This is a genomic window from Vreelandella maris (assembly GCF_013371085.1).
In the GTDB taxonomy this organism is placed as follows: domain Bacteria; phylum Pseudomonadota; class Gammaproteobacteria; order Pseudomonadales; family Halomonadaceae; genus Vreelandella; species Vreelandella maris.
Genome location: NZ_JABWCV010000002.1, coordinates 255,042 through 277,886, shown reverse-complemented (window position 1 = coordinate 277,886; position 22,845 = coordinate 255,042). Strand labels below are relative to the sequence as shown.

Here is a 22,845-nt window from a genome sequence, read left to right as displayed (position 1 = left end):
CTCAGCAGTGAAACCGCTTAGCGCCGATGGTAGTGTGGGGTCTCCCCATGCGAGAGTAGGTCATCGTCAGGCACCTATACCACGAAGAACCCAGCCACCCGGCTGGGTTTTTTGTGTGCGTCAAAGAAAATAAGGCATATAAGACCCCAGCCAGTCGTGGCTGGGTTTATGTATGTTTAATCTCGGCGGTGTTGGCAGGTACCGCCTGCCCAAGTTTCATAAATGGAGCGGTCATCGGCCAGCATCATTAGGGCAAACAGGCGCTCGCCAAGGGTTGTGCAGCGGCTGATGCGTCTTGCTAGCAGTGTTGTCGACTGAGGGTCAATCACGACAAAATCAGCCTCTAAAGAAGGAGCAAGCTGGCCAATATGGTCATCCAGAGATAGCGCCTTTGCATTACCCATGGTTAAACCATAGAAACCTTGCCATGCGGTAAGGGGTTGCCCTCCTAGCTGACCCACTTGATAAGCGGCTTTCAGCGTTCCAAACCCTGACAAATCGGTGCCTGCGCCGATATCACTGGCAAAAGTAAATGCCATACCCGCCTGTTTAGCAGCTTCACGGTCAAATAACCCACTGCCTAGGAAGAGATTGGAGCTGGGACAAAAGGCAATGTTGGCACCTCGGTCCGCCAAGCGCTTACGCATACCGTTATCAAGGTGGATGCCATGCGCGAAGGTGCTGCGAGGGCCGACGAGGCCTGCTTCTTCGTAAACTGATAAATAGTCACGGCTACCGGGAAATAATTCGGCTACCCAATCCAGTTCACCGCTGTTTTCAGCCAAATGTGTCTGTAGCCAAAGGCTAGGATCATTGCGGAGAAGAGCGCCAGCGGCGTCCATTTGCGTTTTGGTCGATGTAGGCGCAAAACGCGGTGTTACGCTGTAACCTAGTCGGCTCTTGCCGTGCCAATCTTCAATAAGTCGTTCACTATCGGCAATGCCCGTCGCTCCATCCAGCAGCGCCTCTGGCGCGTTACGATCCATTAATACCTTGCCAGCCAGCATGCGCAAATGCCGTTTATGACAAGCAGAGAAGAAGGCATCCATGGAGCCAGGATGGCTAGAGCCAAACACTTGAGCGGTGGTGGTACCTGCTCGCAACATTTCATCTAAAAATGCATTTGATAGCGCTTCAGCATGGGCATGATTGGCAAAACGGCACTCTTCAGGAAAGGTATAGTCGTTCAACCAGTCAAGCAGCTGACGCCCGTATGAAGCCATGATATCCAACTGGACATAGTGCACATGGGTATCAATAAAGCCCGGCATAATCAGTTTGTCGCGATAATCGAGAACGTCAGCACCTTTAGGTAGTGAAGGTGAGAGTTCGGAGAAATGGCCGACGGCATGAATATGCTGGCCTTTCAACCAAAGTAATCCGTCGCCGTAATGCTCTAAACTGCCCGGTTCGGGCGTATCGCCATCACCAGGGTTGCGGGCAAAACTTATCAATTCGGCACGAATAAACGTATTGGTAGAAGAATTCATATTAACTCGTGATTGTCGGGGAGTCGGTCATTAGCGTTCGAAGTGCCTGGGAGTCCAGACCGCGGTTTTCTTGAGAAGAGGGCGTGTCGGTTAGCCAAAGCAGTTCAGTCACCACCGTTAGCGCAATGGCGTAGGGCGTTTTATTACTCAGTTTAGTGGCGTGAACGTGTCCGATGGGGCTTCGCACGCGCAAAATTTGTTCGGAAGAGTAACCATCGCGCTTAAGGCGTCCTTCAAAGCTTGCCCATTTGCTGTCAGAGCCAATCAGTCCAATCGACGCTACGTCATCGCGCTCGATCAGCGCGGCGACTAGGGCATAGTCTTCGTCATGGTTGTGTGTTAATACCAGCGCATGGGTATCTTCAGGCAAGGCGGCAACACTTTGCTGTGCATCTTGATGGGGGTAGCAACTCAGTCGCGGCTGTTGCTGATAGTGTCCGGCAAACGCATCACGACGGCTGTCGTACCAATGCAACTGCCAAGGGAGCGGGGCGCTTAGCTTTACAATTTCCTGGCCCACATGACCTGCACCAAATATTGCCAGGTGCGATTCCGCGCCAGGAAAAGCCTCCAGCAATATATTCACAAAGCCGCCGCAGCACTGTCCGCTTCGTCCACCCAAAGAGAAAGCTTCTAAGCTTAGTCCATAGCGCTGCTCTGCTAAGCGTGATCGTGCTGCGGCAATAGTTTGCCACTCAAACGTACCGCCCCCTAGTGTATCGAAGATAGCGTCGGCGGTGATGACCATACGCGCACCAGGCTCGCGGGGTGTAGAGCCAGCACTCGTCACCTGTGTGGCTAAAACATGCGGCGTGCCGTCGCGCTGTAAGCGGTGCAGCGCTGCATGCCAGGAATCAGAAGCCAGCGTATCACTCACAGCGCTTTCTCCCTGATAGCATTGGCTGCCAGCATAACCCGCTCAGGGGTAGCAGGCGTATCTAAGTGGGGGGAGTCTGTATAGTTGGTTAGACTAGATAGCGCATCCCTTAGCGCCGACCACACGCTGATACCTAACATAAACGGAGGTTCGCCGACCGCTTTGGAGCGATAGAGGCTCGCCATGGAGTTGGGGTGACCCTCCAGTAGTGCGACGTTGAAAGTAGGGGGCAAATCACCATAGGTGGGTATTTTATAGGTCGCTGGACCATCACTGACCAGGGCGCCTTTATCGTTCCATTTAAGTTCTTCACTGGTTAACCAGCCCATACCCTGAATGAAGCCACCTTCTACTTGGCCAATATCAATGGCTGGATTTAGTGAGTCACCCACATCGTGCAAAATGTCGACGCGGTCTACTAAATACTCGCCGCTTAAGGTGTCCACGCTCACTTCAGCCACTGCCGCGCCAAAAGCGTAGTAATAAAAGGGGCGCCCTTGACCGATTGAGCGATCATAGTGAATGAGCGGTGTGGCGTAGAAGCCTTTTTCCGATAGCGAAACGCGATTGATATAGGCTGTTTGTACCAATTCACCCCAAGGAACTCGGCGTTCACTCTCGCCGATCCCTGCTACCAGCATGCCATCCTCTAAGCGCATACCTTCACGATCCAACCCCTCAGTGAAATGCTCTGCAGCAAAGTCGAATAAACGTTCACGCAGCTTTCCCGCTGCATCCCGCGCCGCCATACCATTCAAGTCAGCACCGCTAGAAGCCGCGGTAGGTGAGGTATTGGGCACTTTATCGGTTCGCGTAGCGGTAATGCGTACTTTATCCAGATCCAGACCCAACTCGCGAGCCACAACCTGACAAATTTTAGTATGTAGCCCTTGGCCCATCTCGGTACCGCCGTGATTGATCATCACGCTGCCGTCGGTGTAAACATGCAGAAGAGCGCCCGCCTGATTAAGATGCTGGGCGGTAAACGAAATGCCAAATTTAACCGGAGTAAGTGCCAGCCCTTTCTTAATAACAGGGCTAGTGGCGTTGAAGTCGCTCACCGCTTTGCGGCGTGCCCAGTACTCACTATCGCTTTCAAGTGTTTCAACGAGTGTATGCAGTAGTTGCCGCTGATCGACCTGCTGGCCATAGTGGGTAACCTCGCGACCATCGCGGTAGAAATTGCGCTTACGAATAGTCAGCGGGTCTTCACCAATCTTGCGGGCAATATCGTCCATGGCCGCTTCGATAATCATCATTCCCTGAGGGCCACCGAAGCCCCGAAAAGCTGTATTGGACGCGGTATGCGTTTTTGCACGATGACCCGTGACCTGCGCTTCGCCTAACGAGTAGGCATTGTCGGCGTGAAACATAGCGCGATCAACGATGGCATCGGAAAGGTCAGGCGAATAACCACAATCACCGATCACGGTGATCTCGCCACCTTGAAGCACGCCCTTAGAGTCAATAGCTAACCGATAGCGATTATGAAAAGGATGACGTTTGCCTGTTGCGCGCATATCTTCGCTGCGAGGTAAGCGGAGTCGAACCGTTTTACCCGTGCGGCGGGCAATAAAGGCAGCGATGCATGCCCAGGGAGAAGCCTGCGTCTCTTTACCCCCAAAGCCACCGCCCATTCGCCGTACTTCTACCGTCACCGCATGAAAGGGAATATCAAGCACCTCCGCCACCAGCTTCTGGGTTTCGCTGGGGTGTTGGTTGGAAGTATGGACAATAACGCCTTCATCTTCGGTGGGATGAACCACGCACGCCTGGCCTTCCAGGTAGAAGTGCTCTTGACCACCGACGAATAGCTCTCCCTCTATTATCTGTTCCGCTTGATCAAGCGCCTGTTGCCAATTACCACGTGTCTGTACATGTGTAGGGCGCACAAATTCTTCGCGCTCGGTCGCAGCCACCGGGTCTAAGCTGGCGGGCTGCTCGTCAATACTGACAGCGGCCAACTTGACAGCGCGGCGTGCAGCTTGCAGTGAGGTTGCTGCAACGGCGAAGAGGCATTGGCCTGCGTAGCTGATCTCCTGGTCGACAAAAATAGGATCGCCCGGAAAAACAGGGCCGATATCGGTATGCCCCGGTACCTCATGAAAGGTAATCACGTCGACCACACCAGGCGCCTCTTTCACTCTGCTGAGATCAAGCTGCGTTAAGGTGCCGTGTGCAATGGGCGATAGGCCTAGCGCAACATGCAGGACGTCGGCAGGCAGTACCAAATCATCAATATAAGCGGCTTTGCCGGTAACGTGTTTTTTGGCGCTCTCGTGAAAGCTTGAGCTACCTGCTTGACGCCGACCAGTGCTATCGACCGTATGTCGTGCCAAAGGGCCAGACCCCTGGATATGATCATGTAAATCACGGCGGGCACGGCTGCTGTCGCCGTCCAGTTTAGTGAGCGTACGCATGGAGCATCACCTCGCGGTCGGGCGCTGAAAGAGAAAGATAGAGGCGTTCAAACAGGTTTTTGGCGGCTTGCTGGCGATAATGCTGACTGCCACGCACATCACTCATGGGTTGGAAGTCCTCATCGAGTGACCGCTGAGCGGCGCGAAAAGCGTCTGCAGTAATGGCGCTACCTTCCAGTGTTGCTTCCGCTGCTTGCGCGCGCTTGGGAGTGGCCGCCATGCCGCCAAAAGCGATTCGTACATCGTGCAAGACACCTTGCTCAATGCGGTAGCTAAAAGCGCCGAGCACTGCAGAAATATCGTCTTCCCGGCGCTTGGAAAGTTTCCAGACGCGCAGCTGGCTGCGTTCAATTGCCTGGGGAATAAAAATTCGTGAAACGACCTCATCGGCCGCCATAGCGGTCTGTTTATAATCCAAAAAGAAGTTTTCCAGCGCTAAGCAACGGCTACCTTTTACGCTGGCAAGTTCTACCCGGGCCCCTAAGGCAAGTAGCACGGGTGGCGTATCGCCAATAGGAGAAGCATTGGCAATATTGCCACCTAGCGTTCCCCGGTTCCGGATCTGCTGAGAGCCCAATCGGTGCAGCAGGTGAGCAAAGGCGGGGAAGTGCTCTTCAAACAGTGGTTCAAGCTGAGTATAGGTGACCCCGGCGCCAATCCACCAGCCAGGTTGTCCTTCAAACGTTGTCGCTTCTACTGTTAACAGCTCGGCAACGCGAGAAACATCGATCAACTGATCAAGCGAAGCCAAGCGCTGAGTGCTTTCCAACCAAAGGTCTGTGCCTCCTGCCACCAAGCGTGCTTGAGGGGCTTCTTGGCGCAGCCGTGTTAGGGCTGCCAAGGAGAGGGGCTGGGCAAAAAAAGGTGTTTTCGCTGTAGGGTCTGTTATTTCAGCATCATTTTCTGACGTTGATAGCGCCGCGTCTTGCCATTGGGGGCGCTCATAGGGCATATCATTCATTCGCAGCGCAGCATCCCGGATAGGGCGATAGCCCGTGCAACGGCACAAGTTGCCACCCAGGGCTGCTTCTAGGCGTTCTGGGGTTAGCGGAGCAGGCCGCTGGGTAAGGTCGTTATGCAGTGTGAAAAGCGACATAACAATACCCGGCGTGCAAAAACCACACTGGCTTCCATGGCATTCGATCATCGCTTCCTGGGCTGGGTGCAGACGTCCTTCTTTAGCTAGCCCTTCAATGGTGACTAAATGCCTACCCTGAAGTTGATGAGCTGGTGTGATGCAGGCGTTGGCACTGGTAAACGTGTGGGTGTCAGCGTTTTGCTCGCCAATGGCTACGGTACAAGCACCGCAGTCACCCGATGCGCAGCCCTCTTTGGTGCCTGTTAACGCCAAATGCTCGCGTAATAAGGTTAAAATGCTCGTATTCGGTGAAACCTCACACTGGTGGGGGGCACCATTGAGCAGGAACGCAATCGTTGCCATGCCAAACTCCACTGTTGTTGTATAGACCGGGATTGTGCTGACCGATCGGTCAATATAAGTTGAGCTTGAGACAAAATGGTCTGCCTTGCAAGTATTTGATCGCTGCACGGGAGTGGGGCAAGCTTGTGCGAAATGCCTCTGTTTGGGGCAATAAGCCTACCCTCCGACGCTTATTAAGGGACACTGTAAATGACCGCTGTATCCGTCACTCATGAAAGCCCCAGCCGTGAAAAAGTTGAGACAAATATTCTGATGGCTGCTGAGGAAGTGTTTTCTCAGCACGGTTACCGCGGAGCGAGCTTGCAAATGATCGCTGATCGGGCCGGTCTCCCCAAAGCTAATATTTTGTACTACATGGGAAGTAAGCAGGCGCTTTATGTCCGACTGCTTAACCGCATGATGCATCGCTGGAACAAGGTGCTTGAAGATATTACCCCGGAGAGCGATCCGGCGACTGTGCTGAGTGATTTTATCCGCGCCAAAATGGTGCTTGGTCAGCGCTATCCCGAAGGCTCAAAACTATTTGCAGCGGAAATTTTAGCAGGCGCTCCCTTCTTGAGTGACTATCTGGCCGGTGAACTGCGTGAGTGGGTGGCTTCTCGTGCCGCGATCATTCAACAGTGGTCTGCGCAAGGTAAAATGGACGCCGTCGACCCCAAGTGGCTAATCTTCTTAATTTGGTCTGCTACCCAGCACTACACTGAATATAGCGCTCAGGTAAGCGGTATTCTAGGCCGAGATGCATTAACTGAAGAGGATATTGAATCAATTTCAGCCTTTCTTGAGCACGTTATCCTAAAAGGCTGCGGAATCACTCAGGCGAGTACTAACGCTCACTTGGTGGAAAAGTGAGTGTTAAATGAGCGATTTACCGATTGATCAGCATCTTGATCATGTTAAAAACGTCCTGGTTACCAGCAACCGTCTGATGCTGATTGCCCAGCCAGGCGCTGGCAAAACTACCCGTGTCCCGCTTGCTCTGCTTACGGCCGATTGGGCAAAAGGGCAGAAGCTGCTTTTGCTAGAGCCTCGGCGGGTCGCCGCGCGATTGGCGGCTAACTATATGGCTCAGCAGTTAGGCGAAAAGGTCGGTCAGACAGTGGGCTATCGCATGCGCGGTGATAGCTGTGTTAGCGCGCAAACTCGTTTAGAAGTCGTTACTCAAGGGGTGCTTACTCGCATGCTGCAGGATGACCCGCTACTGGAAGGCGTGGCCGGGATCATCTTTGATGAATTCCATGAGCGAAGTTTAGACGCCGATGTAGGGTTGGCGCTTTCCCTGGATGTGCAAACCAGTATTCGTGACGATTTACGCCTGCTGGTAATGTCGGCAACGCTGGATATCAAGGCGCTTAGACGAGTGTTAGGGGAGCAGGTGCCCACCATCGAGTGTCATGGTCGTCAGTATCCGGTGACAACGCTTTATCGTCCTTCCTTAAATAGCGAAGAGAGTGTTAGCCATGCTCTTCGCGTAGTCAATGAAGCGCTTTTAATGCCTGATACGCAGGATGTATTAGTGATCTTGCCGGGCGTGGCCGAGATAAATCGGCTAGTACAAGCGTTGGAAAGAGTACTACCTGAACTCGTGATACGACCGCTGCACGGTAGGATGAGTATCGCGCAGCAACAGGTGGCATTAGCAGCAAACACTTCACAACAGCGTATTATTGTCTCCACTGCGATTACCGAATCTAGCATTACGGTGGATGGCGTCAATGTAGTGATTGACGGTGGCTTAGAGCGAGTGCCGCTTTTTCAGCCGCGCACGGGCCTAACGTGGTTAACCACAAGACGAATCAACCGTGCTAGCGCCGACCAGCGGCTGGGTCGCGCAGGTCGGCAACGGGAGGGCGTCTGTTTTCGGCTCTGGGCTCAAGAGCAGCCGTTAACCGCTTACGGTGAACCAGAAATTCAGCAAGCGGAACTCTCATCGCTGGTGCTTGAACTGACGTGTTGGGGGGTTGCATCGCCCCAAGAGCTGAGTTGGGTGACGCCGCCACCAGAAAGTGCCTGGCGCAGTGGACAAGCGCTTTTAGTGCAGCTTGGTGTATTAGACAAGCAACACAGGCTAACCCCCTTGGGCAGTCGCTGTGCCCACTGGCCAGTCGAACCGCGAATAGCTGTGATGCTGGAGCGTGCGGCAGAATTCAATGCTGTTCCGCTGGCTTGTGGGCTAGCAGCCCTACTGGAGGAGCGTGACAGCTCAGAGCGCTCGCTGCATGATGCGTTAGCACTCCGGCTCAGTCAGCCTAAACGTTTTCCTCAGTGGCAGCGCGAAGCCCTTAGGCTTGCTAGGAAAGCAGGGGTCGGGCTTGATGAGGCCATGTTGCAACCGCTTGGGCCGCTTTTGGCGCTGGCATACCCTGAGCGCATCGGACAGTTAATAGAGCCTGGTAAGTTTCGACTGGCCAATGGCAAAACCGCTACGCTGCCATTAAATGATCCCTTGGCACATCAATCTTTTTTAGTGGCCGCCGTGTTAAACAGCGCAGCAGGTGACCTAGCGCGCATTATTGCTGGTGAACAATTATCCCTTGCTTCACTGCTCTCTCTATATCCTGTGATTAGCCTCTGGCAGCCGCGCGTAAAATGGTCGCAAGAGCAGGGCCGTTTAATCGGTGAAGAGGTGCAGGCGCACGCTAGCCTTATTATTGCCAAACGGCCATTGGCGCATTTGCCGGAAGAAGCCGTAAAAGATGCACTATTGAATGCTTTACGTCAGCAGCCTAGGCAGTTGTTTGGCAAGAAACTTCAACAGTTGCTCGGGCGCATGGCACTGTTACGCGCCAACGTGGGGGAGCAATGGCCCGATTGGTCAGAGCAGGCACTGCTAGCCACCTTAGAGAGCTGGTTAGCTCCCTACTTGATCGGTATAAATCGACTGAGCGAAATTGAAGCATTGCCTGTAGAGCGCTACTTGCTTGATTCACTCACCTGGGAGCAGAAAAGTGAGTTTGATCAATTGGCACCTCAAGCGCTTAAAGTACCCAGTGGGAAAGTAATTATGTTGGATTATGTGCCTTGCCTTTCCCAATACCCACCCGTTTTAGCTATAAAGCTGCAAGAAGCCTTTGGTTGGCGGGTTACCCCTACTGTCGTTACTGGCGGCGTTGCCGTAATGATTCATCTGCTTTCACCAGCGCGTAGACCGCTACAAGTCACCCAAGATTTAATGAGTTTCTGGCAACATGGTTACCCAGAGGTACGCAAAGAAATGTGCGGTCGCTACCCTCGACATCCCTGGCCAGAAAATCCTTTTACTGCAACGGCGACTGCGCATACCAAACGCAAGATGAACAAATAGCCTGACCGTTTTTGCCGTTACGCTTATTCGCTGCGCTTTTCTGGGATCTCGCCTGGAATACGATAGCGTACCCCTTCTACCTGTTCTTCTTCATAGCGTTTATTTTCTTCTTCTGGCACCACACCGATTACAGTTTCCTGTGAGCCGTCGGGCCAAGTATATGTTGTACAACCTGTTAGTAGCAGTAATGGGAAAATAGCCAATAGGCTTTTAGCTGGTAGGCTTGGAAGATGCTTGAACATGAGTCACTCCATTGGGTGGCGCTTGATCCTGGGGGAAATTAGTATCGCATAATCGGAACTATAGATTGCCATTTACCTGCCTGTAAATGCTTAGATTTTTTTCCGTTTATCCAAACGTAATACCTTTGTCTGTCTATGATGATGAATGTTAACCATGAATCCTCAATGAGCGAGCGTTGTCACACCAGTCCTAATCGGAGGCTTTATGTGGTCAGTGGTGAAGTCAGTATTAGCGGCCTTGCTTGGGGTCCAGAGTAACCAGAAGCGACAGGAAGACTTTAGTAGTGGCAAGCCTGCAGCCTACATTGTTACAGGGATAGTCATTACATTGCTGTTCGTTTTGATGCTTATCGTTTTGGCAACGTTTGCTGCCCGCTGAAAAGCGTTGATAGCGCTAAGTAAGCAAAGCGTGACGAATGGCACATATTTTCTATACTGCTAATATCTCATTTAGTTCTGCCCTCATCTAAAGGCAGGAGATAACAACAATAAGTCTGGAGGTTTCTATGCGATCAGCGTGGCGGTGGCTGTTAGTCATTACCCTTTCTGCGAGCGGGTCGCAGGCTAATGCCAATGATTGGAATATGCCTGTTGGTGTAACCGATGTTAGCGCCGATATCTTTGGCCTTCACATGACGATTTTTTGGATATGTGTCGTCATCGGCCTCGTAGTGTTTGGTGCTATGTTTTACTCCCTGTTTCGCTACCGCCACTCCAAAGGCGCCAAAGCCGCCAACTTTCATGAGCACACCAGTGTAGAAGTGCTTTGGACGGCTATTCCTGTCTTGATTCTGGTTGGCATGGCTGTCCCTGCTACCGCAACGCTAAAAAATATGTACGACTCTTCAGATGCAGAATTAGACGTTATGATTACAGGACAGCAGTGGCGCTGGCGCTATGAGTATCTAGGCGAGGACGTCGCGTTTACTTCTAATATGAGCACTCCACGGACACAAGTCAGTGGGGCTGAAACACGGGGAGAACACTATTTATTAGAAGTGGATGAGCCGCTTGTTTTACCCATCAACCGCAAAGTGCGCTTTTTGATGACCTCTGATGATGTTATTCATTCATGGTGGGTGCCCGACTTAGCTGTCAAACAAGACACGATTCCCGGTTTTATCAATGAAAATTGGGTAACGATCAATGAGCCGGGTATCTACCGTGGGCAGTGCACTGAGCTGTGTGGCATCAACCACGGTTTTATGCCTGTTGTCGTACACGCGATGGAAGAGGATGAGTTTGATGGTTGGCTTGCCGAGCGCAAAGAAGCGGCTGCCGAAGAGGCCATGGGCGTTGATCGTGAATGGGCTATGGAAGAGCTAGTAGCACGCGGTCAGGAAATTTATCAATCGATCTGCTCTTCTTGCCATCAAGCTGAAGGCCAGGGCTCGCCACCTGCTTTTCCTGCACTGGCAAATAACGAACAGCTCATTAGTGATGTAGATTGGCATCTCAATAAAGTAATCAACGGTGTTTCGGGTGCTGCAATGCCGGCTTTTCGTAGCACCTTAAATCCAGTAGAAATTGCTGCTGTAGTCACTTATACGCGAAATGCTTGGGGTAACGATACGGGAGATGTGGTGCAGCCTTCAGAAGTAGCTGAGCTAATTGCCCAATAATGCTGATGTGCCACTTATTTAGACAACAACAATATTTCGGAGAGTATTATGTCGCCCAAACTACCCCCTCAACCTCATTTGCAACATAGCAGCACGGCCGTCTCCGACGGGCAAAGCCAGAGCCATGCTGCGCCGCCGAAAGGTATTTTGCGCTGGTTATTGACCACAAATCATAAAGAGATAGGTTCTCTTTATCTGATTTTTTCACTGACGATGTTTTTCGTTGGCGGCATATTTGCTTTAGTAGTGAGAGCCGAACTTTTCCAGCCTGGTCTTCAGTTGGTCGAACCTGAGTTTTTCAACCAGATGACCACTATGCATGGTTTGATCATGGTGTTTGCCGCCGTAATGCCGGCTTTCACAGGATTAGCTAACTGGATGATACCGCTACAAATTGGAGCGCCAGATATGGCGTTACCACGATTGAATAACTTCAGTTTTTGGCTGCTTCCTGTTGCCTTTGCGCTATTGCTTTCAACTCTGTTTATGCCCGGAGGAGGGCCAAATTTCGGTTGGACTTTTTATGCGCCGTTGTCGACTAATTATGCTCCTCCTTCCACTTCGTTTTTTATTCTTGCATTACATATGGCTGGTATTAGCTCCATCCTAGGTGCGATTAACATTATCGCGACTATTTTGAATATGCGTGCACCGGGCATGCGTTTAATGGATATGCCACTCTTTGTCTGGACATGGTTAATTACGGCCTTTCTGCTGATCGCGGTAATGCCGGTTTTAGCGGCAGTTATTACCATGATGCTTATGGATATTAATTTTGGCACAAGTTTCTTTAATGCGGCGGGTGGGGGCGACCCAGTTCTGTTTCAGCATCTCTTCTGGACGTTTGGCCATCCTGAAGTGTACATCATGATCCTGCCTGCCTTTGGTATTGTCTCTGCGATCATACCAACTTTTGCAAGGAAACCGTTGTTTGGTTATGCATCAATGGTTTATGCCACAGCGGCGATTGCGTTTCTGTCGTTTTTGGTCTGGGCTCATCATATGTTTGTGGTAGGGATGCCTTTGGTGGCAGAGTTGTTTTTTATGTATACCACGATGCTGATCGCTGTACCTACTGGGGTGAAAGTGTTTAATTGGGTAACTACGCTGTTTCGTGGCTCAATCAGTTTTGAATCGCCGATGTTGTTTGCCCTTGCCTTTGTTGTGCTGTTCACTATTGGTGGCTTTTCAGGGCTAATGCTGGCGATAGCGCCTGCTGATTTTCAATATCATGACACTTATTTCGTCGTGGCCCATTTTCACTATGTGTTAGTCCCTGGGGCAATCTTTGCCATCATGGCAGGTGTTTATTACTGGTTGCCGAAATGGACGGGGAATTACCCTAATGAACGGCTTGCCCAGTGGCATTTCTGGTTTTCGATTATCGGCGTCAACCTAACCTTCTTCCCCATGCATTTCGCTGGGTTAGCGGGTATGCCACGCCGTATTCCCGATTATGCTCTTCAGTTTGCCGACTTTAACTTACTTTCAAGTATTGGTGCCTTCTTCTTTGGCGCCTCACAGTTGCTATTTGTTTTAGGCATCATACTGTGCGTTCGCGGAGGTAAAAAAGCGCCAGCAAAAGCTTGGGAGGGCGCGGAAGATTTAGAGTGGACAGTACCCAGTCCTGCACCCTTGCACACCTTTGAAACACCGCCGGTTTTTCATCGCATTTCCCATTAAACATGGCATAAACCACACAGGCCAGTAGGCCCAAGAGGGGTTATGGATAGTCGAGAGCAAAACCAGGTAGGCGTGCGTCGAACAGTTATTAGAACAATGGCTGTGCTAGTAGGTATGTTCGCCTTTGCTTTTGCGTTGGTGCCGTTGTATGACGTGTTTTGTCAAATTACTGGCATCAATGGCAAGGTTGATGCTACGGCACAAAGTATCGTGCACGAAGAGGTAGATGAGTCCCGTTACATTAATGTGCAATTTATAACGCGGGGCAGCCCAGGCTTACCGTGGCAGATGAGCGTTGAAATGCATCAAATGAGCGTGCATCCGGGGCAAACGGCAGAAGTCGACTTTACGTTTACTAATAATAGTCATAAAGAAAGTTGGGGGCAGGCAGTACCTAGCGTTTCCCCTTCAAATGCAACGCGCCATTTACGCAAAGTAAGCTGTTTCTGTTTTGAAGAGCAACAGTTGCAGGGTAATGAACGCTTGACTATCCCGCTAGTGTTTCAGTTGGCGCGAGATCTTCCAGCAGATATTAATACCATCACACTGGTATATACCCTATATCCAATTGAGCGTGTGATACAGAACGCCTCACTGAACAACACAATCAATCACGGTGTTAAGAACGATCCCAAAAACGAAGCAAAGAACAATAACGCGGCGGGAGAAACGATATGAGCAGTGGTAGCTATTATGTTCCAGCGAGTAGTCGGTGGCCTGTTCTCGGTTCGGTGGCACTCGGTGCAATGATGGCCGGAATCGGCATTAAGCTTGTTTACGACACTGGGCTGCCGCTGGTTTTAATAGGCGTGTTGGGCATAGTGTCTGTGATGGGGCTATGGTTTCGGGATGTGATCAGTGAGTCTCGTGGTGGGCTGTACGATGCTCAAATGGATCGTTCGTTTCGCTGGGGCATGGGCTGGTTTATTTTTTCAGAAGTCATGTTTTTCGCCGCTTTTTTTGGGGCGTTGTTTTACGTAAGGATGTTCACTATTCCTTGGTTGGGCGGGGAGGGCGCGAAAGGGGTTTCGGCGTTACTTTGGCCAGATTTTGTTGCTACATGGCCCCTGCTGAACCCACCCGATGCTTCCATTGCTGGCCCTCAACAAGTTTTTAGCCCCTGGCAACTTCCTCTCGTTAATACGCTAATTTTGATCACCTCAAGTATCACGCTAACAGTTGCCCATGAAGCTTTAAAAGTCGGTTACCGGCGGACATGTCGTAACTGGCTAACCGGTACCGTGCTATTAGGGTGCTGCTTTATAATGATTCAAGGCATTGAATATTATGAGGCTTATTCGCATTACGGTATTACATTGGAAGCCGGTATTTTTGGCGCAACATTCTTTATATTGACCGGCTTTCATGGGTTGCACGTGATTATCGGCACAATAATTCTTGCCACCATGTTAGTACGAATAGTGAAAGGCCATTTTGGCGATGAAAATCATTTTGGTTTTGAAGCCTCATGTTGGTATTGGCATTTCGTCGATGTGGTATGGGTTGGGCTCTTTATTTTCGTTTACGTTTTATAAATTGCCTAGCCTAGCTGGCCGGACCAAAAGCCAAATATGATGAGGACCATTAATAAACAAGCTAGTCCGATGCGCCATTTAAGAGACACAAGCAAGCGGCGAGACGAGGAGTTATCACGCAGCAAAAAGCCAGCTCCCATGGCTAGACTTATAACCATCGCAACGAATACAGCGGCAATGAGTAGTTGTAACCACATGATGAAAACCTCTCGACAATGGCGTTTTTATAGCTGGTGTTTTTTCTGGAGTCTGGTGGTGGCCTTAGGCGCCTATTTAGGACTATGGCAGTGGGAGCGGGCAGATGACAAGCGATTAGCATTGGCCGTTCGCGAAACGGCACCTGCATTGGTACAACCTACCGCGCAGCCAGCCCAAGGCGCAGAGGTAACCCTACGGGGTGAGTACTTGGCAGAGCATACTCTCTATTTAGATAATCGGATTGTAGAGGGGAGGTTAGGGGTAGCAGTACTCACACCACTGCGTGATAGCTTCGGTCAGCTTTGGTTGGTGCAGCGAGGCTTTTTAGCAACGGGGCCTCATCGTGGCCCACCCCAAGCCACTACTCCAAGTGGCAGTGTTGAGTTGACCGGTGAGTGGCAGGAAGTACAAGCGGGCGGGCCACTATATGGAGAAAACAGAGAAGGTGTCAGGTTGCAGCAGTTAAGTCTTGAACCTTGGCGCGCTTCGTTAGGGTCGTTTAGCTATGCGGGCTGGGTGCATGCTAGTGAGGGCGATGGCGTTCTGATTCCTTGGTGGGAAGCCAGTGTTATGCCGCCCAGCCGGCATATAGGGTATGCGCTTCAGTGGTGGGGGCTGGCTCTGGCGGCCCTGGTGGTAATGTTTTTTGGGGGGCGAAAATTGCGTTGCGATGCAACTCAAGAAGAGTCGTTACTGAGTAAAAATAAGCAGGGTGAATAAATATGCAGGAAGCTAAATATATCCGGCGTCAGCGGCTCAAATTAATGCTGATCTTTGCGATATTCGCGGCTCCCGTGGTTGCTGCCTGGGGAATGGTCGAGTTCCGTATTGGCATCCCCGATCACCATACGGCACATGGTGATGTAGACCTGGCATTACCCGCTCTTCATGAATGGCCATTAACAACGTCTGCCGTGAGTGAAGAAGACAAATGGATTCTGGCATTTGACTGCGCCCTGCAGTGTGAAACTCGCCAGGATGAATTGTGGCGGCTACATCGTGCTTTAGGACGCGAGGCGCCAAGATTAACGCGTTTGCGCATCGGCGGGGGGCTTGAAACATTGCCGGGCGAAGTGACTAGTGAGTGGCAGCGTTTTCCTTCATGGCGAAAAGAAAACTCAGTGTGGTTGTTCGATCCTTCAGGACGTCCGGCGCTAGCATTCGATGAAAACATCGCGACCAAATACGTGCTTGAAGATATACAGCATCTTTTTAAAGTAAACCCTCTATGAAGCGCACTAATCTCTGTTGTTAAGGAAGCATCATGTCAAATTCCTATGAGCGCCGCTTACGCTGGTTAGTGCGATTAACGTTAATAGGTACCCTGTTTACTGCAGTGGTAATGCTGGTTGGTGCATGGACACGGTTAGTCGATGCTGGATTAGGCTGCCCTGATTGGCCAGGTTGCTATGGAAAGCTGCTGGTCCCCGGTAGCGATCATGCCACCCTGCGCCATCCTGATGCTCCGTTAGAACCGTTTAAAGCGTGGGTGGAAATGGCCCATCGCTACATTGCTAGCCTGCTTGGACTGGTGGTAATAAGTGTTGTCGCGCTGGGTTGGCCATTGCGTCAACGCTCAGGTTACCCATGGCGGCTCAGTTTGACGCTCTTAGTAGTTATTATATTGCAGGGTGCCTTCGGTGCTTTCACGGTGACGCTACAACTCTGGCCGCAAGTCGTCACTCTCCACCTTTTGGGTGGGCTGAGTGTATTGCTACTGTTCTTTTGGGTACACCTACGCTTACGTCGTGCTCGTAAAAAAACCACAACTGAGCCGCGCCGAACCAATGCCTGGTGGGGTATTGCGGCATGCTTGCTGGTGGTGCAGTTAGCGTTGGGTGGGTGGGTGACTAGCAACTATGCGGGCATCGCTTGCCAAGGATTCCCTACCTGTAATGCTCAGTGGTGGCCTGAGTTGGATGTAAGCGAGGGTTTTCATTTTACCCAAACTGTTGGCCCTAATTATTTACATGGGCAGCTACATGCTGATGCACGCACTGCTATCCATGTTGTTCATCGCTTAGGCGCACTCATGTTAGGAGTCGGGTTGATTGCGCTTTGGTTACGATATCGGCATTGGCAGAATGTCGCTAAACCACTATCAATTGTGGTTTCTCTATACATGCTGCAGGCTATTCTGGGTATCGCTAACGTATTGTTATGGCTGCCTTTATGGCTTGCGTTGCTACATACGGCAGGTGCCATTGCACTATCTGTTGGTTTGGTATGGGCTTGGTGGTGCTGGCGTTACAACGAGGCTGGCACTTGTTTAAAGGGCTCTAATCCGTTGTATTGCAATGTTATTGCTGACTAAAGAAGGGGAGCGCATGCGAAATATAACAATGACACTACCTTCGGCCCTGCCTTCTATGGTGTGGGGGTGGAGAGAATTACTTGGGCTCTGCAAAATTAAAGTAGTGGTTGTTATGTTGGTATGTGCTGCCGTGGGGATGGCATTGGCAACCCAAGGCCTACCACCACTGACAAAAGTAATTATTGGTTTGGCCGGTATCGGCTTAGCCTCTTGTGGTGCGGCTGCTTTTAATCATGTAATTGACCGCCATTTGGATGCGGTAATGACGCGGACTTCTCGTCGTCCAGTGGCGAGTAAACGGCTACCCGTGACAATCGCGTTGGCTTGGGCGTGCTTGCTTTCTGTTGCAGGTGTTACACTATTAGCTTGGCAGGTTAACGTTTTAGCGGCTGCGCTGACCTTTGCTTCTTTGATCGGTTATGCATTGATTTATACTGCTTTTTTAAAGCGGGCTACGCCCCAGAATATTGTTATTGGAGGCGTGGCTGGCGCGGCACCGCCATTGCTAGGTTGGGTTGCTATTACGGGGCAAGTATCTCCTGAGCCGTTGTTACTGATGCTGATTATTTTTGCTTGGACGCCGCCGCACTTTTGGGCACTAGCGATTCACAAATGTGATGATTATGCACGGGCAGGCATCCCAATGTTGCCTGTTACCCATGGTCTTCCTTTTACACGGCTGCAAATATGGTTGTATGGCTGGCTAACGGTATTAACTACTCTATTACCGGTAATGATCGGGATGAGTGGAGTGCTTTATTTAGTCATTGTGTTAGGTCTGAATGCACGCTTTATGTTTTGGAACTGGCGGGTTTGGCGCGGTCACGATGCTACCGCACCTATCGGCGCTTTCTGGTTCTCAATTCGCTATTTATTAGGCGTTTTCGGTGCGCTATTACTTGATCACTACGCTGCGGCGCTTGCTTGGTGATTCGAAGACGAACTGGACAGGTATGCAGTAAGTGGAGAAGCAAGCCTAGATGCTATTGGCAGAGTAGTGGTATAAGGGTGTACAATTTTCGTCAAGCAATTTATTCGCTTAATGAGGAGTTTCATGAACTCAACAGTAGCGCTGGTATTACTCGCCTTGGCGATTGCAGTCATTGTGGGGCTGTGTTTCTACGCATGGTCGCTGCGCAAAGAGGTAAGTCGCCGAGAAGCTTATCGGCGCGATGAAGATGCTCGTGCCCAACAAAACAGTTTAGAAAACCTCGATTATGTCGCGAGCGCTTTGGTTCAGGAGCAGGTCGATATCACGGAGGGGGCTTGGCGTTGTAAGGTTCTACTTGAGATTATCGATCCTAGTTTAACGGAACGAACTGAATTTAAGGCTTTTGCCGAGCACTATCGTCGCACTCAACATTTGAATACGCATTCCGCCCGGCAGCAGTTGACTGCTCGAGAGCGTATGCAGGAAGACAAAGAACGGTTGATGGCAGAAAATGACATGCGGGAAGCCGTATTGAAAGCTGCTAAAGCAGTATTAAAATGGCGAGCCAAAGGCAAAAGTGCTTTGCATTAACTATTAATTTTGAGCGGTATTAACCGCCAAAATGCATAGCAAGCTAATTTTTAGTGCCCATCGTGGCAATTTTGCTATGCTGAATGATGTCGGTATTGGCAAGAAGTTGATATCTTGGCATTGTTGCCTTCTAGCGCTTAAGCGTTAATGATAGGCACAATGTTCTGTAGTGGCTGGGTACTGAGTTATGGGTATGTCATCATAAATACTGAGGGCTTGGTTATTCAGCTTAATACAGAACAGGCGAAAAATGGATGCTCTCGCAATAAGAAGCATTGGATAGATTTGGTCACTTATGACCATTTCAGCATTGGATCAAGAAGGAGTCTTGCATGAAAAAATCAACGACTGGATTGCTAATCGGTTCCGCACTGGTAGTCGGTCTTTCTGGCTGCGCCAGCTCGGCCTCACAGTCTTCCGGCCAAGCTTCCGGCCAAGCAAGTGCTAGCAGCGACCGCAGCTGGTACCAGCACCCTGCAGTGTGTGGTTTGGCTGGCAGTGTGATCGGTGGCAGCATTGGCTATGCTACCAGCAGCAGTTCTGATGAAGAGAGCGGTACTGCCACTGGTGCTGTTGCCGGTGCTGCTATCGGCGGTTTGTTATGTGCTGACCGTACTCCTGAGCCGGTTGCACCGCAATGCCCGAGTTATGGCGAAGTGCCTGCTGGTGTTGCTGTTGACGCTGAAGGTTGCCCGCTAGATTCTGACGGTGACGGCGTGCCTGATTATCGTGATCAGTGCCCAGGTACTCCTGCTGGCGTTGAAGTTAACGCTAACGGTTGCCCGCTTGACTCCGACAACGACGGTGTTCCGGATTACCGTGATCAGTGTCCGAACACCCCTGCAGGCGTAGAAGTTAACGCACTGGGTTGCCCGGATAGCGTCGTTCTGCAAGATGTTAACTTCGAATTTGATTCTGCTCAGTTAACCTCTAACGCTCAGAATGTACTGAACGGTGTTGCTGAGCGCTTGGTCAGCAATCCTGATGTTCGCGTAAGCATCGAAGGCCACACTGATTCACGCGGTTCTGACGAGTACAATAAAAACTTGTCACAAGAGCGTGCGCAATCTGTTGCTAACTACTTGGCGAGCCGTGGCGTAGAAGCTAACCGTATGCGTGCAGTAGGTTACGGTGAAGAGCAGCCGATCGCGTCTAACGAGACTGAAGAAGGTCGCTTCCAGAACCGTCGCGTTGAACTGGATGAGTGGAACTAAGTTTGTTTAGCTTCTGAGGCTTGTAGAGGACTTATAAACGGTTAACTGCAAGCCACAGGTACAGAAACGGGAGGCCAATGCCTTCCGTTTTTATTTTAAGCGGTAGGTAAGTCTGCTAATCTTGTCGCTGTTTTTAGTGGGGCTTTTGCACTATCTTTTGCACCCTCCAAGACCATTGATAGCGAAATGTGATCCTTGGTATGGATCACCACTGCGCTCAAGGAACATGAATGCCTATTGTTACTCTGCCTGACGGCAGTCAAAAAACGTTTGAAGCACCGCTAACCATTATGCAGCTCGCAGAATCCATTGGCCCTGGTTTGGCTAAGGCCTGTATCGCTGGGAAGATTGATGGTTTGCTGGTAGATGCCGCTGATTTAATTGAGCAAGATGCTAGCGTCGCTATTATCACCGCGCGTGACGCTGAGGGATTGGAAATAATTCGCCACTCCTGCGCTCACCTAATTGGTCATGCGGTTAAACAGATGTACCCTGATGCCAAGATGGCGATTGGGCCAGTCATTGAAGATGGCTTTTATTACGATATTGAATTCGGTCAGTCGGTCACGCCGGAAGACTTGGAGGCGATAGAGGCGCGCATGCAATCATTGATTGAGCGCGAGTACGATGTGGTTCGCGAATATGTTGATCGCGACAAAGCAATGTTGACCTTTTTGCATCGTGATGAACCTTACAAGCAGGAAATTGTTCGTGATATCCCTGATGATGCGACCATCAGGCTTTATCATCACGAAGAGTACACCGACATGTGCCGCGGCCCGCACGTGCCTAACACCCGCCACTTAAAAGCTTTCAAGCTCACTAAGTTGGCAGGTGCCTATTGGCGTGGCGATGCTGCAAATACCATGCTTACGCGTATCTACGGCACAGCATGGGGCGATAAGAAGCAGCTTAAAGCTTACGTAAAGCGGCTTGAAGAGGCAGAGAAGCGCGATCACCGTAAATTGGCGCGCCGACTGGACCTCTTTCACATGCAGGAAGAAGCGCCGGGCATGATATTTTGGCACCCTAACGGCTGGGCGCTATGGCAGCAGATCGAACAATATATGCGAGGCGTTTATAAAGAGGGTGGCTACCAAGAAATTCGCTGCCCCCAGATAATGGATGTATCGCTTTGGAAAAAGTCAGGGCACTGGGATAATTACGCAGACGGAATGTTCTTTACCGAGTCAGAAAAGCGTGAGTATGCCCTTAAGCCTATGAATTGCCCGGGCCATGTTCAGGTATTTAATTCTGGCTTACGTAGTTATCGCGAACTCCCCGTTCGTTTTGGTGAGTTTGGTGGTTGTCACCGGAACGAGCCTTCAGGCGCTTTACACGGTATCATGCGCGTACGTGCATTTACTCAAGATGATGGTCATGTTTTTTGTACCGAAGCTCAAGTTGAGTCAGAAGTAACTGACTTTCATCGTCAAGCGTTGAAGGTATATAGCGATTTCGGCTTTGACGATATTGCTATCAAAATTGCTCTTCGCCCCGAAAAACGCATTGGTAGTGATGAGGTTTGGGATCGGGCAGAAGATGCACTACGTAGTGCGTTAAAAACTTGCGATGTCGAATGGCAGGAACTTCCTGGCGAAGGCGCGTTCTATGGCCCCAAGATTGAATACCATATGAAAGACTGCCTGGGACGCGAGTGGCAAGTAGGTACTATGCAAGTAGACTTTATGATGCCAGAGCGACTTGGTGCTCAATATGTGACTGAAGAGGGGCATCGGAAGCCGCCAGTGATGTTGCATCGTGCTATCGTTGGCTCTATGGAGCGTTTCATTGGCATCTTGATTGAACATTATGCAGGCGCTATGCCATTATGGCTTGCGCCACAGCAGGCAGTTGTCATGACTATTACCGATTCACAGCGTGAATATGCGCTTGATTTGGAGAGCCGTCTGCAAAAAAGTGGCTTACGTGTTAAAGCGGACTTGAGGAACGAGAAGATCGGCTTTAAAATCCGTGAGCATACGTTACAGAAAGTTCCCTATCTCCTTGTGGTAGGAGATAAGGAAGTCGAAGCTGACTCAGTGGCCGTGCGAACACGCAGCGGCGAAAACCTCGGTACAATGACGGTCGATGAATTTATTGAACGCCATACTGCCGAGAGAGCAGCCCTGGCGACATCGTCAATTGCCTAAGGAGACGGAACGATCAAGAGAAGCAACCAGCGAGGGCGTCCAGCAGATAAACGCCCACCAATGAACGAGCGAATTGTCGAAGAAGAAGTACGTCTTATTGGTAGCGACGGTGAGCAGTTGGGCGTTGTGCCCACCACCGAAGCGCTAGAGCGTGCTGAATCAGAAAGCTTAGATCTCGTGCAAATTTCGAATGCCGATCCCATTGTCTGTAAGATTATGGATTACGGCAAGTTCGTTTTTGAGACCAAGAAGCAGAAAGCGGCTCAAAAGAAGAAGCAGAAGCAAATCCAGGTTAAGGAAGTTAAATTCCGTCCTGGCACCGACGAAGGCGATTATCAGGTCAAGCTTAAAAACCTGACGCGCTTTTTGGAAGGTGGTGACAAGGGCAAAGTCACACTGCGCTTCCGTGGTCGTGAAATGGCGCACCAGGACATCGGTCGTAAGCTGATGGAAAGGATTGCGGCAGACCTGGAAGAGATCGGAGCGGTAGAGTCTTTCCCGAAAATGGAAGGGCGCCAGATGATCATGATTATTGCCCCGAAAAAGAAGTGATCCAACGGCGATGTCAACGGACCACCGTTAAACAGGTGGTCGGCCCTGGGTTTTCTAAAAAATATCGAGCGGAGTTTTCCTCATGCCGAAAATCAAAAGCAACAGCGGCGCTGCCAAGCGCTTCAAGAAGACTGCTAATGGCTTTAAGCACAAGCAGTCTCACCGTAGCCACATCTTGACCAAGAAAACGACCAAGCGTAAGCGTCAACTGCGTGGAATGAAGCAAATCCATGCGTCTGATAAAGCGCTTATCCAGCGTATGCTGCCGAATCTATAAG

General features: G+C 50.7%; 22 protein-coding genes and 1 rRNA gene. 17 read left to right on the top strand and 6 right to left on the bottom strand.

Annotated features, from left to right (window positions below; genetic code table 11):
• A 5S ribosomal RNA gene (rrf, locus tag HUO07_RS22180) occupies positions 1–72 on the top strand; the annotation flags it as partial.
• Between the two features lie 104 nt (positions 73–176).
• Here the strand turns inward: rrf and guaD are convergent.
• The 4 genes from guaD to xdhA are packed head-to-tail and all read right to left on the bottom strand — an operon-like array spanning position 177 to position 6,228.
• Complete coding sequence (gene guaD, locus HUO07_RS02675; RefSeq protein ID WP_176302267.1) at positions 177–1,490, bottom strand: guanine deaminase; 1,314 nt, start codon at positions 1,488–1,490, stop codon at positions 177–179.
• Between the two features lies 1 nt (position 1,491).
• Positions 1,492–2,367, bottom strand: coding sequence for a xanthine dehydrogenase accessory protein XdhC (gene xdhC, locus HUO07_RS02670; RefSeq protein ID WP_176302266.1), 876 nt, complete (start codon positions 2,365–2,367; stop codon positions 1,492–1,494).
• Positions 2,364–4,787 carry a xanthine dehydrogenase molybdopterin binding subunit gene (gene xdhB, locus HUO07_RS02665; protein WP_176302265.1) on the bottom strand — a complete coding sequence of 808 codons (2,424 nt, stop codon included), beginning with the start codon at positions 4,785–4,787 and terminating at the stop codon, positions 2,364–2,366. The genes xdhC and xdhB overlap by 4 nt, the downstream gene beginning before the upstream one ends.
• Positions 4,771–6,228 carry a xanthine dehydrogenase small subunit gene (xdhA, locus tag HUO07_RS02660; RefSeq protein WP_176302264.1) on the bottom strand — a complete coding sequence of 486 codons (1,458 nt, stop codon included), beginning with the start codon at positions 6,226–6,228 and terminating at the stop codon, positions 4,771–4,773. The genes xdhB and xdhA overlap by 17 nt, the downstream gene beginning before the upstream one ends.
• A gap of 189 nt (positions 6,229–6,417) precedes the next feature.
• On the opposite strand from xdhA, the gene HUO07_RS02655 reads away from it, so the two are divergent.
• A complete protein-coding gene (locus tag HUO07_RS02655) occupies positions 6,418–7,080 on the top strand; it encodes a TetR family transcriptional regulator C-terminal domain-containing protein (RefSeq protein WP_176302263.1) in 663 nt (220 codons plus the stop codon).
• 7 nt (positions 7,081–7,087) lie between these two features.
• Complete coding sequence (gene hrpB / locus HUO07_RS02650) at positions 7,088–9,532, top strand: ATP-dependent helicase HrpB (protein WP_176302262.1); 2,445 nt, start codon at positions 7,088–7,090, stop codon at positions 9,530–9,532.
• A gap of 23 nt (positions 9,533–9,555) precedes the next feature.
• Here hrpB and HUO07_RS02645 read toward each other — a convergent pair whose 3' ends face one another.
• Positions 9,556–9,774 carry a hypothetical protein gene (locus HUO07_RS02645; protein ID WP_176302261.1) on the bottom strand — a complete coding sequence of 73 codons (219 nt, stop codon included), beginning with the start codon at positions 9,772–9,774 and terminating at the stop codon, positions 9,556–9,558.
• Between the two features lie 205 nt (positions 9,775–9,979).
• On the opposite strand from HUO07_RS02645, the gene HUO07_RS02640 reads away from it, so the two are divergent.
• From HUO07_RS02640 to HUO07_RS02620, 5 genes are all read left to right on the top strand, one after another.
• Positions 9,980–10,153, top strand: a complete 174-nt coding sequence (locus HUO07_RS02640; RefSeq protein ID WP_176302260.1) for a DUF2970 domain-containing protein — start codon at positions 9,980–9,982, stop codon at positions 10,151–10,153.
• Positions 10,154–10,280: 127 nt separating this feature from the next.
• Positions 10,281–11,396: a cytochrome c oxidase subunit II gene (gene coxB, locus HUO07_RS02635; protein ID WP_176302259.1), complete on the top strand. Its 1,116-nt coding sequence runs from the start codon at positions 10,281–10,283 to the stop codon at positions 11,394–11,396.
• A 48-nt stretch (positions 11,397–11,444) separates the two neighbouring features.
• Positions 11,445–13,079: a cytochrome c oxidase subunit I gene (gene ctaD / locus HUO07_RS02630; RefSeq protein ID WP_176302258.1), complete on the top strand. Its 1,635-nt coding sequence runs from the start codon at positions 11,445–11,447 to the stop codon at positions 13,077–13,079.
• A 42-nt stretch (positions 13,080–13,121) separates the two neighbouring features.
• Positions 13,122–13,757 (top strand): cytochrome c oxidase assembly protein, encoded by a 636-nt coding sequence (locus HUO07_RS02625; protein WP_176302257.1) that lies wholly within the window; start codon positions 13,122–13,124, stop codon positions 13,755–13,757.
• Positions 13,754–14,614, top strand: a complete 861-nt coding sequence (locus HUO07_RS02620; protein WP_176302256.1) for a cytochrome c oxidase subunit 3 — start codon at positions 13,754–13,756, stop codon at positions 14,612–14,614. The genes HUO07_RS02625 and HUO07_RS02620 overlap by 4 nt, the downstream gene beginning before the upstream one ends.
• Before the next feature lie 5 nt (positions 14,615–14,619).
• Here the strand turns inward: HUO07_RS02620 and HUO07_RS02615 are convergent, their stop codons facing one another.
• Positions 14,620–14,811 (bottom strand): DUF2909 domain-containing protein, encoded by a 192-nt coding sequence (locus HUO07_RS02615; RefSeq protein WP_176302255.1) that lies wholly within the window; start codon positions 14,809–14,811, stop codon positions 14,620–14,622.
• Between HUO07_RS02615 and HUO07_RS02610 the strand changes: the two genes are divergently transcribed.
• From HUO07_RS02610 to rpmI, 9 genes are all read left to right on the top strand, one after another.
• Positions 14,810–15,532 carry an SURF1 family protein gene (locus HUO07_RS02610; protein WP_176302254.1) on the top strand — a complete coding sequence of 241 codons (723 nt, stop codon included), beginning with the start codon at positions 14,810–14,812 and terminating at the stop codon, positions 15,530–15,532. The two genes, HUO07_RS02615 and HUO07_RS02610, sit on opposite strands and share 2 nt — an antisense overlap.
• A gap of 2 nt (positions 15,533–15,534) precedes the next feature.
• Entirely contained in the window at positions 15,535–16,044 is a 510-nt protein-coding gene (locus HUO07_RS02605) for a hypothetical protein (protein WP_176302253.1), read from the top strand.
• A gap of 32 nt (positions 16,045–16,076) precedes the next feature.
• The gene (locus HUO07_RS02600; protein WP_176302252.1) at positions 16,077–17,126 is read left to right on the top strand and encodes a COX15/CtaA family protein; all 1,050 of its coding nucleotides are present in this window, start codon (positions 16,077–16,079) and stop codon (positions 17,124–17,126) included.
• A 13-nt stretch (positions 17,127–17,139) separates the two neighbouring features.
• Positions 17,140–18,057: a heme o synthase gene (gene cyoE, locus HUO07_RS02595; protein ID WP_176302283.1), complete on the top strand. Its 918-nt coding sequence runs from the start codon at positions 17,140–17,142 to the stop codon at positions 18,055–18,057.
• A gap of 123 nt (positions 18,058–18,180) precedes the next feature.
• Positions 18,181–18,648: a DUF2489 domain-containing protein gene (locus HUO07_RS02590; RefSeq protein WP_176302251.1), complete on the top strand. Its 468-nt coding sequence runs from the start codon at positions 18,181–18,183 to the stop codon at positions 18,646–18,648.
• Between the two features lie 332 nt (positions 18,649–18,980).
• Positions 18,981–19,862 (top strand): OmpA family protein, encoded by an 882-nt coding sequence (locus HUO07_RS02585; protein ID WP_176302250.1) that lies wholly within the window; start codon positions 18,981–18,983, stop codon positions 19,860–19,862.
• Positions 19,863–20,092: 230 nt separating this feature from the next.
• The gene (gene thrS, locus HUO07_RS02580) at positions 20,093–22,015 is read left to right on the top strand and encodes a threonine--tRNA ligase (protein ID WP_176302249.1); all 1,923 of its coding nucleotides are present in this window, start codon (positions 20,093–20,095) and stop codon (positions 22,013–22,015) included.
• Positions 22,016–22,075: 60 nt separating this feature from the next.
• Positions 22,076–22,567: a translation initiation factor IF-3 gene (gene infC / locus HUO07_RS02575; RefSeq protein ID WP_008957470.1), complete on the top strand. Its 492-nt coding sequence runs from the start codon at positions 22,076–22,078 to the stop codon at positions 22,565–22,567.
• Positions 22,568–22,649: 82 nt separating this feature from the next.
• Positions 22,650–22,844, top strand: a complete 195-nt coding sequence (gene rpmI, locus HUO07_RS02570; RefSeq protein WP_007114345.1) for a 50S ribosomal protein L35 — start codon at positions 22,650–22,652, stop codon at positions 22,842–22,844.
• Position 22,845: the final 1 nt, after the last annotated feature.

What these genes read in the sequence shown, in the direction of transcription:
- guaD (WP_176302267.1), bottom strand. Translation starts at nt 1,490, where the DNA reads ATGAATTCTTCTACCAATACGTTTATTCGTGCCGAATTGATAAGTTTT.
- HUO07_RS02590 (WP_176302251.1), top strand. Translation starts at nt 18,181, where the DNA reads ATGAACTCAACAGTAGCGCTGGTATTACTCGCCTTGGCGATTGCAGTC.
- HUO07_RS02610 (WP_176302254.1), top strand. Translation starts at nt 14,810, where the DNA reads ATGATGAAAACCTCTCGACAATGGCGTTTTTATAGCTGGTGTTTTTTC.
- HUO07_RS02620 (WP_176302256.1), top strand. Translation starts at nt 13,754, where the DNA reads ATGAGCAGTGGTAGCTATTATGTTCCAGCGAGTAGTCGGTGGCCTGTT.
- cyoE (WP_176302283.1), top strand. Translation starts at nt 17,140, where the DNA reads ATGCGAAATATAACAATGACACTACCTTCGGCCCTGCCTTCTATGGTG.
- xdhA (WP_176302264.1), bottom strand. Translation starts at nt 6,228, where the DNA reads ATGGCAACGATTGCGTTCCTGCTCAATGGTGCCCCCCACCAGTGTGAG.
- HUO07_RS02625 (WP_176302257.1), top strand. Translation starts at nt 13,122, where the DNA reads ATGGATAGTCGAGAGCAAAACCAGGTAGGCGTGCGTCGAACAGTTATT.
- HUO07_RS02600 (WP_176302252.1), top strand. Translation starts at nt 16,077, where the DNA reads ATGTCAAATTCCTATGAGCGCCGCTTACGCTGGTTAGTGCGATTAACG.
- HUO07_RS02585 (WP_176302250.1), top strand. Translation starts at nt 18,981, where the DNA reads ATGAAAAAATCAACGACTGGATTGCTAATCGGTTCCGCACTGGTAGTC.
- HUO07_RS02615 (WP_176302255.1), bottom strand. Translation starts at nt 14,811, where the DNA reads ATGTGGTTACAACTACTCATTGCCGCTGTATTCGTTGCGATGGTTATA.
- infC (WP_008957470.1), top strand. Translation starts at nt 22,076, where the DNA reads ATGAACGAGCGAATTGTCGAAGAAGAAGTACGTCTTATTGGTAGCGAC.
- ctaD (WP_176302258.1), top strand. Translation starts at nt 11,445, where the DNA reads ATGTCGCCCAAACTACCCCCTCAACCTCATTTGCAACATAGCAGCACG.
- rpmI (WP_007114345.1), top strand. Translation starts at nt 22,650, where the DNA reads ATGCCGAAAATCAAAAGCAACAGCGGCGCTGCCAAGCGCTTCAAGAAG.
- HUO07_RS02605 (WP_176302253.1), top strand. Translation starts at nt 15,535, where the DNA reads ATGCAGGAAGCTAAATATATCCGGCGTCAGCGGCTCAAATTAATGCTG.
- xdhB (WP_176302265.1), bottom strand. Translation starts at nt 4,787, where the DNA reads ATGCGTACGCTCACTAAACTGGACGGCGACAGCAGCCGTGCCCGCCGT.
- HUO07_RS02640 (WP_176302260.1), top strand. Translation starts at nt 9,980, where the DNA reads ATGTGGTCAGTGGTGAAGTCAGTATTAGCGGCCTTGCTTGGGGTCCAG.
- hrpB (WP_176302262.1), top strand. Translation starts at nt 7,088, where the DNA reads ATGAGCGATTTACCGATTGATCAGCATCTTGATCATGTTAAAAACGTC.
- coxB (WP_176302259.1), top strand. Translation starts at nt 10,281, where the DNA reads ATGCGATCAGCGTGGCGGTGGCTGTTAGTCATTACCCTTTCTGCGAGC.
- HUO07_RS02655 (WP_176302263.1), top strand. Translation starts at nt 6,418, where the DNA reads ATGACCGCTGTATCCGTCACTCATGAAAGCCCCAGCCGTGAAAAAGTT.
- HUO07_RS02645 (WP_176302261.1), bottom strand. Translation starts at nt 9,774, where the DNA reads ATGTTCAAGCATCTTCCAAGCCTACCAGCTAAAAGCCTATTGGCTATT.
- thrS (WP_176302249.1), top strand. Translation starts at nt 20,093, where the DNA reads ATGCCTATTGTTACTCTGCCTGACGGCAGTCAAAAAACGTTTGAAGCA.